The organism is uncultured Shewanella sp., from assembly GCF_947491715.1.
GTDB lineage: Bacteria > Pseudomonadota > Gammaproteobacteria > Enterobacterales > Shewanellaceae > Shewanella.
In genome coordinates this window covers 114,986-126,210 of sequence record NZ_CANLKR010000009.1, presented here as the reverse complement: position 1 = coordinate 126,210, position 11,225 = coordinate 114,986, and the positions used below count along the sequence as shown (strand labels likewise).

Here is an 11,225-nt window from a genome sequence, read left to right as displayed (position 1 = left end):
GTAAACACGACAAGGTTGTCGGTTATTCAAGGTGGGAACAGGGCGAACGTGACAAAGTTGTCGGTTATTCAAGGTGGAACTTAGGTAAACACGACAAGGTTGTCGGTTATTCAAGGTGGGAACAGGGCGAACGTGACAAAGTTGTCGGTTATTCAAGGTGGGAACTGGGCGAACGTGACAAAGTTGTCGAATATAATCCTAGAGTTTCTTGGTTTATTCGGTATGTACTGCTAATATCGTGACATAATACATTTACAGTCACGGACGAGGTTTAAGCTTAATGCCAGATTTAATCACAAGTAACAAAAACGAGATTATCAAGCAGTCCAATGTATTAACCACAGCAGCGTATAGCTTGGCAAAAAATGAAAAAAGGTTAGTTTATCTTGCGTTAAACGCTATTCACAAAGGTGAAGCAAAGCAGAATGAACTTGGTTCGTTCCCAGTTGAGATTCATCACTCAGATTATTCAGAGCTTTATACCATTAAAATGGACACTGCGTGCCGTGATATACGCAATGCTGCAAAATCCTTAAATCAAAAAGAAGTTATTTTTTATCTTCCAGACGAAGATCTTGATGATGAAAAGGCGTTGGATGCTATATCGTGGACGGTAAAACGGTCTCATCGGCCTAAAAGAGGGGTTACTGTTTTGCATTTTAATGCAGAGTTATTGCACGTAATTAAAAATGTGGATAACAATTTTACTAGACTGCTCAAAGGAGATATCTCAAAACTTGAAAAACCGTGCTCGATGAGATTATATGATTCAATGATGCAATGGGCGGTTAAGGGGGAAGTCACTTTTTCTATAGAGTGGATGATTAACCGATATGAGTTGCCTATTAAATATTTAGAGAGGATGAGTGATTTTAGGCGTAGGTTTTTAAAACCTGCTGTCGATGAAATTAATGAAAAAACCTCTATTAATGTTAGCTATGAAGAAATTAAAGGCAAGGGTAAAAGAGCTAAGCCTTCCTCTATTAAATTTGAAATAACATCAAGGTTATTACCAGAAAAAATTATTAATAATACTGCATCAACATTAGAAGATGCAGTAAAAACGTACTGTGAATTAAACGATCAAATTTGTTTGCCGAGTAAAAAAGAGATAGAGAATTTAGAACGTTTTATCTCTGAGTTAGTGCTTGAGGGTTTTGATATGGGTTTGGATTTTGGACAAAAGCTAAAAGCAGCTAAAGCTGCTCTTATTGAGTGATTATCTACTATGTGATTTTACTATAGTAGTTCAGTATTAGCTGTTCAATATCTTCGATTTCGGTAGGTGTACCACGTGTTATTTCAAAAATTGTTTTGTTTTTATTTGTTGCGATTTTGACAAATTTATCTTTCGATATATCTACAAATTTTCTAGGTTTATTATTATTTTTTGATGTATTTAGACCTGTTTTCTCATAAATAATCCCCATTATTTTGTCATTGGATTCAGTAGTCATCTCTATATCTTTAATAAGAAATTCTAACGTTGATTCCTTGCTAACTACTGATCCTTGGCAGTACTTTCGGACACTCGGCTAAGTGAGTAAAATCACTAACCTAGGTGGTTCAAGGGATGCCAATAATACGTTGTGGACAGTCGCCCTCATTAGAATGCGAAGTGATCCTAGAACAAGGATCTACATCGCTAAGCGTACGGCTCAAAGTAAATCAATTAAAGCGATCCAACGATGCCTTAAACGTTACATTGCGAGAGAATTTTACCTCATAATCATATCCGACCTGTCGGCATTAACGTGATAGCTTGACATAGGAGCGTCAACGCTGTTGCTGAGCGTTTCTTGTAAGCTATCCAATATGAACCAATAATGACCCGTGACGAGATGCGTCATGCAGTTTTCGAATACATTGAAGTTGATTACAATCGAACAAGAAGGCATAGTGCAATTGGGTATCAAAGCCCACTACACTATGAACAGTAAAAAGTCGCTTAATTGAGTGTCCAGTTTTAGTGCAATATTAGTGTATAGATTGAGGATTTCAGCCTGAAATCCTCAAATTTTTTACCTTCCCTCCCCTCTTTTACTCACACATCTACTTTTCATTTAAAAAGTAATACTCTATAGCTTTGCTATTATTGATTATATTTTGCTATTAATTTGTAACATTAATAAGAAAGTCAGGGCTTCTGATCCGTATTTTTTATTAATTTTAATCGTACTTTACACTATTTAGGTTGTTTTATAATAAATAAGCAGTATTATTGCGCTAAAGCATAAAAGCTGCACATGTATAATAAAAAGGATTCATATGTATCAAGCACAGGACTCTTTACGTAGAATAGCAGAACGTTCTCATGATTTATTAACCTCTCTAACTGAAGAAATAGAAGCACAGAAAAGAGAGTTTAATACTGATTCTTATTTCCAAACATACTCAAAGGCAGCAGTTGCTAAACTACCTCATTTATCCAAGGCTGTAGTCGATAAGGCTGTTGGTGAAATGGAAGGAGCTGGGTATCAATTTGGTAAACGAAAAGCGGGTAATACTGAAAAATATGCAATGACAATATCAGATATTGTTAGCATTTATGAACATAGAAAAGTCAAAAAATATCGCGATAAAAGGGATAAGGCTTTTACTCTCTTTGTTTCTAATTTAAAAGGCGGGGTGTCGAAGACTGTTACTTCGGTTTCATTGGCGCATGGATTACGAACTCACCCTGCCCTGTTGAAAGAAGATATTCGGGTATTGGTTATTGATCTTGACCCTCAGTCATCAGCAACTATGTTCCTAAATCATCGGCATTCTATAGGCGTGGTTGATACTACTGCTGCTCAGGCTATTTTACAGAACGTTTCAAGAGAAGAGCTTATTAGCGAGTTTATTGTTAAATCGGGCGTGGATGGCGTGGATGTGATCCCTGCTTCTATTGATGATGCGTTTATAGCGTCTAATTGGGAAGCATTAGTTGCGGAGTATCTGCCTGGTGAAAATCCCAATAACTTAATCAGTTCTGCGATTATAGATAAACTAGAAAAGGACTATGACTTTATCTTTATAGATAGTGGCCCTCATTTAGATGCGTTCTTAAAAAATGCACTCACTTGCTCTGATTTATTAATGACACCAATTCCTCCGGCGCAAGTTGACTTCCACTCTACTCTAAAATACTTAAATAGATTACCTGAGTTGATGTCAGTCATTGAGGAGTCAGGCGCAACCTCTAAATTGAAAGGGAATATTGGCTTCATGACGAAACTCGCGAATAAGGTTGATCATAAATTGTGTCACAGTTTAGCAAAGGAGATCTTTGGGGGGGACATGCTTGATGCTGTTTTACCTAGGCTTGACGCTTTTGAACGCTGTGGGGAGTCCTTTGATACTGTTATTACCGCTAATCCGAATACTTATGTGGGAAGTAAGGATGCTTTAAAAAGTGCGCGGGTTGCGACAGAGGATTTTTCAAAAGCTGTTTATGATCGTATTGAATTTATTCGCTCAAATGAGGGGGCTTAGTCATGTCGAAGAGAGGGACTATCGGTCGAACTTTACAGGGATTTTCATCAAATAAACATACGGATAAAGAGACTAAAACTCGCAAACAAGTGTTTACTTTACTGTCAGGGAAAGAGGTTGAGTTCACTTTACAACATATTCCTTTTGAGAAAATAGAATCTGTATTGTTTGTCGATATGGAAAATAACGGCAGGGATCAGTCTGCATTAACGGAGGCTTCTGTAAAGCCCATTATTGATACGATTATTACTCATCAGTATTTTCCTGCTATTGGGAGAAAGATGAATGATAAAATAGAAATATTGGATGGTTCTAGGCGATGGGCGGCAGCTAAATTTGCAGGTGTGGGGCTGGATATTTTGGTTCCAGACGAATATATCGAGTCTCCAGATGCGCGTTATTTAACAAAAACGATTCAAACGGCGAAAGAACATAGTTTGAGAGAGTTAGGAATATGGCTGATTGCAGAAAAAGATAAAAGGCAGTTAGATCAAAAACAACTTGCAGAAAAAGAAGGAATGTCAGCCGCTAAGGTCAGTCGTGCTATTCAATGTGCGTCTGTGCCTGCGGAAATGTTATCCATTTTTCCTGTTCAGTCTGATTTAACCTATCCGGACTTCAAAAGTCTGCTGGGAATGGCCAGTTTTATCGATAAAGAAAATCTGGATTTACCTGCATTCTTAAGCATGGTTAAAGATAATATTAAGGAGGTGGATGAGGTCAATAAGGATGACATTAAAGATTATATTATCGGGGGGTATAATAAAGCATTTCGAATTTTCAAAAAAGATCATGCTGATAAGCAGTCAGATGGGACAGATGCTAAAGATGTCATTATAGAGAAGCTATGGGCGTTTGAAGGTAAGAACTCGTTTGCTAGGAAGAAGACTAAAAAACGGGGTTTTAGTTATGAATTCGGTCAAGTTCCACAGGAACTACAGAAAAAGTTAGATGCGGCCATCAAAAAAACGTTAGAGGATAATTGCTAGCAATGAGACACATATTGCTATGATGTCGGCTATTTTTAATCGGTATACCTACTCTCTTAGTTTTTTGCTGTAACTAATTAATTAAGCAGTGATTTTTTATTTAACATGATGGATTTCAGGCTGAAATCCTCAACTCTTCCAATTCATAGTGTGGTAAGTTGCTTTTCTACACGGCCCCTTCATGGTAACAAACTTTATTGTGCGGATACGTTTATTCGCACTGCTTATTTGTTTATAGTATCACTTACGTCAGAAGTCTATTCTATAACAGTGTCTTTAGTCTTCAATTTAAATATAATAATAATTTAAGGAAAAATAAATGGAGGACATAGATGTTTCTGGCTTTACCATGGTGGAACTTTTAATACTTAAGGAGCTGGTTCTTTCTCCTGGGATGATAGTGAGCCGAGATCGATTATTGACAGTACTTAACGAAAAAAGAAGTGGAAAAAGTGCTCGTATTATTGATGTGCTTATTTGCCGGATAAAAAAGAAGATCCCAGTAAATCGAAATGGAGTCGATCGGCTCCAATCTGTTCGAGGTAGGGGTTATGTCTATATTGATGAAGACTGGTTTTCTAATCATCTTAAAGGGTTTGAAAAAAAGATAATTGAAGTTAAGTAAGTATAGTTGATGTGTTTTCAGTAGTCTTAAGCCTGTCCTATCTTATTTAGTTGTTTTCTGTATTAAGTTGGTGAAGAATTTGATTTATATGAGTACTTAATCATTTACCCTTTTGTTTAAATGAGGAAAAGGACTATTGACAACAAATGTTCTTCTCGCTAGTTTGATACTGTTTTTGCCATAAAATGCGCCAGTCAGTGACACTAGTGTCCTGTTCACAATTGAAGTAATCTGCCGAATAGGTAGTTGAGAATGAATCTACTAGTGTACCAACTGTTAAGAGAAACCCTGTCAAATAGCAGGGTTTCTCTTTATCTATTGTTGGTGATTTCTTAAATGTACCGTTTTGATGGTTTAGCGCATGGATACATTTAGTCAACGTATTCCCTAAATTTGAAACAATAAGGCTGAATTTTAAAGAGTGCTACTTTGAATAGTCGGCTTTTACTGTTTGGTTAGAGCTTATTTAAGGGGAGTTCAGTAAAAATGTGGGATAAGGCAGTATGAGTTTTCATATAAATGGAATTAAAATACCTACGATGATGTTGAATAAATCAATGAAATGTGAAGCTGTAACATATTTTGACCTAATTGATGGGCCAGAACGTCAATTGAATTTTGCTATAAAAACAAGTATCAAGAAGACAATTAGGGTGCTTGAACAGTTAACATTAGACAGTGATAGACTTCCCTTTGAAGATACGACTTTAATTATTAAGCAACTATTTGGTTTAGCTGCAACGATTAGCGTGATGGATAAAAAAAGTACTGCATTGATTCGATCTATTGGTAACTTTTTGTTGAAAGTATCACGTTCAAAAAGTGGTGCGGAGTACTTATTTCATGAGTGGTCGATTCGCCTTTTGAGTATTGATTACAATAGTCAGCCTCAATGCCAAATAGCTTATCAATGGTTACTATTACTAGAGTATCAATATGGTAATTCCATATCATCACACGCGTTAAAAATAGAATTTGATGGCTCTGAAGACGTGTTAAATCAGATCTGGTTTAAGTTATTCGCTTTAATTAATGAAAATAATGTCTTTTATGATAGGAAGGGAGAACAGCCTGGCGTTAAACTGCTTGAGTTATTTTCAGACCTTTATTATTACTACTCCAATACTTGTTCTTGTTATGTAGAATCATGGATTGTTGCTTGTATTACACGTGAACTTAATTTTGGTGGCCATGAGACTTTATCGCTATTGCAGCGCTCTGATAATCATCCTAGGATAGCTGCTAACCTATTAAATTTATACTTTACATCCCAAGTTGGTGAGATACGTACAGGACTGTCTCAATTACTGATTTCAAATTTATTCAATATTGAACAATATCCAACTGATGTACTTAATACAATTATTGGATATTTAGCCCCGATGCTCAAAGAGTGGAATACAGGGCAACTTAATGATGCTATTAGTGCTTTATTTCCAATGGAAGGGGATGAAAAAAGTAAAACTAAACACATGCTCATACGCTCCAAAGGGGCGAGTAAATTAGCGAGATTACTTGTAGATCAAGGCAAAGGCGAGCTAGTCGATACACTGATCTTATTGCTAAAAAGTGAGTTAACGCCGAAATATAAGCTTCCCGTTGAAGGTGTAGGGCAGTTTATCGATATAAACGTTAAACTACTTGTGGTTGAGGAGCTGATGTTCGTACAAGGATTATTGACGCCTATTTTCAATTTACAGGATTTTATTCAAAACTTCGATCATAGAGAAATTACGTTTACAGGTTATGACATAATTCCCGAGGCTATTGAATATATGAAAGGCATAAAAATCCCCGAGGAACTGATGTCTTGCGTTACTGAATTAACCTATGATCCGAGTAATGAAATTTATAGCCAATTGGTGCCATATTGGGATGGTGAAGATGGTATTTTTGAACCTTTAGTCTTAGATGATCTTAATATGATGGAGAATATAAAAATAATTAATGGCTTTAGCCAAGCACTCATTAATGCTAATCAAATTATGATTAAAAATAAAAAAATGGTAGTTAATGATACTTTTTAAAATAAAGACATTGTCAATATAACTCAAGGATATGAGAATGGTTGATGTATTCTTTTGTATCGCTTTATTCTATGTATGACTAAACAGCCTCTTTCAATCTCGCTTGTAAATTGGTTAAGCGTTGCTTAGAGGTCACCGTTCTTGCGGCCATGGTCACCGCCTTATGTTGGCCTAAAAGCACCACAAGCTGTTTGCCTCGCGTCACGCCGGTATAGAGTAGGTTGCGCTCTAATAACATGTAATGTTGCATGGCCATGGGGATCACCACACAGGGGTATTCGGAGCCTTGGCTTTTATGAATGGAGATGGCATAAGCCAACGAGACTTCATCAAGTTCATTGAAGGCATACAGTACCTCACGGCCATCAAATTCAATGAATAGCTCACTGTCTTCAATATTCACGCTGATGACACGACCAATATCCCCATTAAAGACTTCTTTGTCATAGTTATTGACGGTTTGAATGACTTTATCGCCGGGGCATAGGTCCAGCCAAAACGGGTGACTTTAGGGTGCGCATTGGGATTAAGGGCTGCTTGCAGGGCAATGTTTAAACTGCGCGCGCCTAAACCGCCTCGATTCATGGGCGCTAACACTTGAATATCATTCACCGGATTCGAAACCAAATGTTTGTGGCAGTCGCTGGGTGACGACCATCATGAGTTTGTGAAAGAGTTCTTCTGGTTCATCAGCTTGAAGATAAAAGAAATCCGTTTTCGCCCCTTTGGGGGTAGGTTTAGGCGCTTGGCCTTTTATTGATGGCGTGGGCGCAAGTAATGATCTGTGAGCTTGCCGCTTGGCGAAATATTTCGGTTAGTCTGGCAACGGGGAGGGCTTGTGACACAATTAAATCCCTGAGCACAGAGCCTGGGCCCACAGAGGGAAGTTGGTCGATATCGCCTACCAAGATCACGGCGCAATTATCCGGTACGGCGCGAAGTAATTGATTCATTAACACGATATCCACCATGGAGCTTTCATCGACAATGAGTAAGTCAGCCTCTAATGGATTATCGGCATTATGTTTAAAATCAAATTCACTAGGGTCAAATTCCAGTAATCGATGAATGGTGATGGCGTCTTCCCCCGTGGATTCTGCCAAGCGTTTAGCTGCGCGGCCTGTGGGGGCACACAATAACACCTTAGCTTTTTTTGCTTTAATGATTTTGAGCATGCTATTAATTGTGGTGGTCTTACCGACACCAGGGCCGCCGGTCACAATACAGAATTTGTGTTTAATCGCCTGCTCAACGGCGGCTTTTTGTGATTCAGACAAACTCATTTTGTTCTTTTTTTCAACCCACTGAATCGCCTTATCGATGGCAATCGTCGCCCAATCACTTTGACCATTCAGTAAGCGCATCACATGGTTAGCTACCCCGAGCTCAGCGCGATAAAGCGGTGACAAAAAAAGGCAATCGATATCATTGATCGTCTCGGGAGTGAGCCGCTTTTCATTGACCTCACACACTATGGCTTGTTTGATAGTGTCTTCGGGAATGTCGAGCAGCTTAACCGCATCGGCTATCAGCGCATCATGGGGCTGAGCGCAATGGCCTTGCCCTGACGTTTCCTGTAAGACATGACGAACGCCTGCTTGCGCTCGAATGAGCGACTCACGGTCAATCCCTAATTGCTGGGCTAATTCGTCTGCGGTTTTAAAGCCAATGCCATGAATATCCAGCGCCAGTCGATAGGGGTTTTCAGAGACCTTGGCTACCGCCTGATCGCCATAGGTTTTATAAATACGCACCGTGAGATTGAAGAAACACCATGATCTCACGAATGACTTTTTGCTCAGACCAGGCTGAGGTGATTTTTTCGCGGCGTTTTTTGCCAATGCCATCAAACTCTAATAAGCGGCTAGGATCTTGCTCGATAATATCAAAAACGGCTTCACCAAAGGCCTTGACTAAGCGTTTGGCAAAGTGGGGGCCAATACCTTTGACCATACCAGAGCCAAGGTACTTTTCGATGCCTTCAAGGGTGTTAGGTGTGACCGTTTTGATGTGTTTGACTTGAAATTGCAGGCCATGGCGATGGTCGTTAAACCATACGCCCGAGGACTCGACAAACTCTCCTGGCGTGATCGACGGTGTGCTGCCCGTCATGGTGACTAAGTCCAGTTGTCCTTTGCATTTTACGCGGATCACAAAAAAACCAGTGGCTTCACTGTGAAAGGTGACTCGCTCAACCGACCCTTGCAGTTGGACCAGTGGTTGGTGATCGACGTATGTAGGTTGAGTATGGGGCAATGACATGAAGGAATTTAAAGTAAGGGACCTGTTAGGCAAAGGATATTATCAACTTAATACCCAACAAGCGATAGAATAAATTGATCATAATAACAATAAATTTTATATGGATTTTTGAAATCCCAGTGTGATACATTTGTTTGTTATATGTTGGGGTGAGTTGTTGTTTTAGTGGTTAAAGATGAGAAACGACTCGTGTATTGAAGTCAGAAAGATATTATGAAACATAATAAAAAATGCGTCGTTGGAGCCCTATGTTAAGGTTTAAATCTGCACTGTCTATTTTGTCTAAAAGCTCGCCTTATGCGGTGAGTACGGAGAGATCTGAAGGAGAATCTCTACTTCACGATAAAATTAAAAATCATCTGTATATCAAGATGCCTATAGAACAGGATGTTGAAAGTAGAATTTCAAGTTTTTCGGCAGTAAATCCAGCGGTGTTGTTTTTATGTGGGAGTTCTGGTGATGGTAAATCAGAAATTCTTACTGCATGTAAAAAAAAATTTAGTCCGCGAGTTAGGTTTCATTTGGATGCGACCCATAGCTTTAACCCCCAAGAAGATGCGATTGAAACACTTGATAAGTTATTTGATGATTATCAAGAAAGCCCATATCCTCTTGTGATCGGAATTAATACAGGGATGTTGGGTAACTATGCTGAAGAAGGTCGTAATGAACTTTTTAAAACAACAATATATAAGTATCTTGATACAAACAAAGATACAGATTTATTCTACTTTATTGATTTTGAAAGCTATCCTAAGTTTAGGGTAGGTGTTGATGGTTATACTGCTGAGTTTACTGAGAAGTTTTTACAGAAGTTGACAGCAGTTGATAATAATATTATCAGACAAGTCTTTGATAAAGATGTACTTGAACATTGCGATGACGAAAGTAGAAAGTTACAAGCCAATTATGAATTGTTAAGTATGCCGACGGTGCAAAAGGTAATCATTGAGTTACTTTTTAAAGCTAGATTGGTGAAAGATCAGTTTTTAACTGCACGTTCATTATTAGATTTTATTTTGACATTATTGGCTGGACCCGGTTACTTGTTTGATAATCTTTTTTCTGGTGGTGATAATGAACTCGCCAGTAAAATTATTGAGTTTGATCCCGCACATCTGAGAACTAAAAATATTGATCGATTTATTTTAGCCAATGATTTAGCGCTGCATGATGATGCATTTTTAGCCTTTAAAGCAGAATTGAAATCTCTCGGGATAGATGCTTTTATCACTAGCCATTCTTATTTACGATTATTTTATATCTTGAAAAATAGCGATTTTTCGAATAATTATCATAGTAATTTTGTTAAGGATTTCAATGAGTCTTTAATCGAAAAATATATTAAAATTTATCAGCTTCACAGGGATTATGATAATAGTTCTGAACAAAAAATATCACTTAAGAATTTCTATAACAAGACATTAAGAGAGGCTTTGAGGAAATACAATAATAGAAATGCTTCTAATTTAGAAAAAGATCATTACCTTATCTCTGAGCTTAATGGTTACCAATTAGTTGCTAAATTAGATATTAAATTTGATTCTAAAAGAATGCGTCTGTTCAGTCATAAATCATCATCATTTTTTATTGCTTGTATAAAAGTTGAAGATGAGTCGATTACCCTTCCAATCAATATAAATTTGCTAGCGCTTATGTTAAAAATAGTCGATGGGTATCGACCGAATAAACATGATAAAAATACTGTGGTATTACTTGATGAGTTGCTAGAAGAGATAGCACAAATTGCTAATCGAGCAACGATATTACACATTTTTAAAGGCAATGAAAATTATACAGTAAAAAGTGTGGATGATGATGAATTTGAAGTGAGTGGAATGTAAA

12 protein-coding genes and 1 pseudogene are annotated in these 11,225 nt (G+C 37.7%); 8 read left to right on the top strand and 5 right to left on the bottom strand.

Going from position 1 to position 11,225, the window contains the following annotated elements; all coding sequences use genetic code 11:
- Window positions 1-242 (top strand): hypothetical protein (locus Q0779_RS09095; protein ID WP_298771828.1); only part of this gene is annotated, 242 nt, incomplete at its 5' end.
- 38 nt (window positions 243-280) lie between these two features.
- Complete coding sequence (locus Q0779_RS09090) at window positions 281-1,219, top strand: RepB family plasmid replication initiator protein (RefSeq protein ID WP_298771826.1); 939 nt, start codon at window positions 281-283, stop codon at window positions 1,217-1,219.
- Window positions 1,220-1,226: 7 nt separating this feature from the next.
- Here Q0779_RS09090 and Q0779_RS09085 read toward each other — a convergent pair whose 3' ends face one another.
- The gene (locus Q0779_RS09085; protein WP_298771824.1) at window positions 1,227-1,457 is read right to left on the bottom strand and encodes a hypothetical protein; all 231 of its coding nucleotides are present in this window, start codon (window positions 1,455-1,457) and stop codon (window positions 1,227-1,229) included.
- A gap of 342 nt (window positions 1,458-1,799) precedes the next feature.
- On the opposite strand from Q0779_RS09085, the pseudogene Q0779_RS09080 reads away from it, so the two are divergent.
- The 5 genes and pseudogenes from Q0779_RS09080 to Q0779_RS09060 form a co-directional block, all read left to right on the top strand.
- Window positions 1,800-1,940: pseudogene (locus Q0779_RS09080) on the top strand (IS3 family transposase); the annotation flags it as partial.
- Between the two features lie 328 nt (window positions 1,941-2,268).
- Window positions 2,269-3,477, top strand: a complete 1,209-nt coding sequence (locus Q0779_RS09075) for an AAA family ATPase (protein ID WP_298771822.1) — start codon at window positions 2,269-2,271, stop codon at window positions 3,475-3,477.
- A 2-nt stretch (window positions 3,478-3,479) separates the two neighbouring features.
- Entirely contained in the window at window positions 3,480-4,466 is a 987-nt protein-coding gene (locus tag Q0779_RS09070; RefSeq protein ID WP_298771820.1) for a ParB family protein, read from the top strand.
- Window positions 4,467-4,785: 319 nt separating this feature from the next.
- The gene (locus tag Q0779_RS09065) at window positions 4,786-5,091 is read left to right on the top strand and encodes a helix-turn-helix domain-containing protein (RefSeq protein WP_298771818.1); all 306 of its coding nucleotides are present in this window, start codon (window positions 4,786-4,788) and stop codon (window positions 5,089-5,091) included.
- A gap of 503 nt (window positions 5,092-5,594) precedes the next feature.
- Entirely contained in the window at window positions 5,595-7,118 is a 1,524-nt protein-coding gene (locus Q0779_RS09060) for a hypothetical protein (protein WP_298771816.1), read from the top strand.
- Window positions 7,119-7,197: 79 nt separating this feature from the next.
- On the opposite strand, the gene Q0779_RS09055 is transcribed toward Q0779_RS09060, so the two are convergent.
- The 4 genes from Q0779_RS09055 to Q0779_RS09040 all read right to left on the bottom strand — a co-directional run bounded on the left by Q0779_RS09055 (window position 7,198) and on the right by Q0779_RS09040 (window position 9,380).
- Entirely contained in the window at window positions 7,198-7,584 is a 387-nt protein-coding gene (locus Q0779_RS09055; RefSeq protein WP_367180800.1) for an ATP-dependent RecD-like DNA helicase, read from the bottom strand.
- Window positions 7,518-7,730 (bottom strand): hypothetical protein, encoded by a 213-nt coding sequence (locus Q0779_RS09050; protein ID WP_298771812.1) that lies wholly within the window; start codon window positions 7,728-7,730, stop codon window positions 7,518-7,520. The genes Q0779_RS09055 and Q0779_RS09050 overlap by 67 nt, the downstream gene beginning before the upstream one ends.
- 125 nt (window positions 7,731-7,855) lie before the next feature.
- Window positions 7,856-8,902, bottom strand: coding sequence for an ATPase, T2SS/T4P/T4SS family (locus Q0779_RS09045; RefSeq protein WP_298771810.1), 1,047 nt, complete (start codon window positions 8,900-8,902; stop codon window positions 7,856-7,858).
- The gene (locus tag Q0779_RS09040) at window positions 8,859-9,380 is read right to left on the bottom strand and encodes a helix-hairpin-helix domain-containing protein (RefSeq protein WP_298771808.1); all 522 of its coding nucleotides are present in this window, start codon (window positions 9,378-9,380) and stop codon (window positions 8,859-8,861) included. The genes Q0779_RS09045 and Q0779_RS09040 overlap by 44 nt, the downstream gene beginning before the upstream one ends.
- Before the next feature lie 248 nt (window positions 9,381-9,628).
- Here Q0779_RS09040 and dptF point away from each other — a divergent pair, with 248 nt between their 5' ends.
- The gene (dptF, locus tag Q0779_RS09035; protein ID WP_298771806.1) at window positions 9,629-11,224 is read left to right on the top strand and encodes a DNA phosphorothioation-dependent restriction protein DptF; all 1,596 of its coding nucleotides are present in this window, start codon (window positions 9,629-9,631) and stop codon (window positions 11,222-11,224) included.
- The last annotated feature ends 1 nt before the right edge of the window (window position 11,225 follow it).

What these genes read in the sequence shown, in the direction of transcription:
- Q0779_RS09065 (WP_298771818.1), top strand. Translation starts at nt 4,786, where the DNA reads ATGGAGGACATAGATGTTTCTGGCTTTACCATGGTGGAACTTTTAATA.
- Q0779_RS09075 (WP_298771822.1), top strand. Translation starts at nt 2,269, where the DNA reads ATGTATCAAGCACAGGACTCTTTACGTAGAATAGCAGAACGTTCTCAT.
- Q0779_RS09090 (WP_298771826.1), top strand. Translation starts at nt 281, where the DNA reads ATGCCAGATTTAATCACAAGTAACAAAAACGAGATTATCAAGCAGTCC.
- Q0779_RS09060 (WP_298771816.1), top strand. Translation starts at nt 5,595, where the DNA reads ATGAGTTTTCATATAAATGGAATTAAAATACCTACGATGATGTTGAAT.
- Q0779_RS09070 (WP_298771820.1), top strand. Translation starts at nt 3,480, where the DNA reads ATGTCGAAGAGAGGGACTATCGGTCGAACTTTACAGGGATTTTCATCA.
- dptF (WP_298771806.1), top strand. Translation starts at nt 9,629, where the DNA reads ATGTTAAGGTTTAAATCTGCACTGTCTATTTTGTCTAAAAGCTCGCCT.
- Q0779_RS09040 (WP_298771808.1), bottom strand. Translation starts at nt 9,380, where the DNA reads ATGTCATTGCCCCATACTCAACCTACATACGTCGATCACCAACCACTG.
- Q0779_RS09085 (WP_298771824.1), bottom strand. Translation starts at nt 1,457, where the DNA reads ATGACTACTGAATCCAATGACAAAATAATGGGGATTATTTATGAGAAA.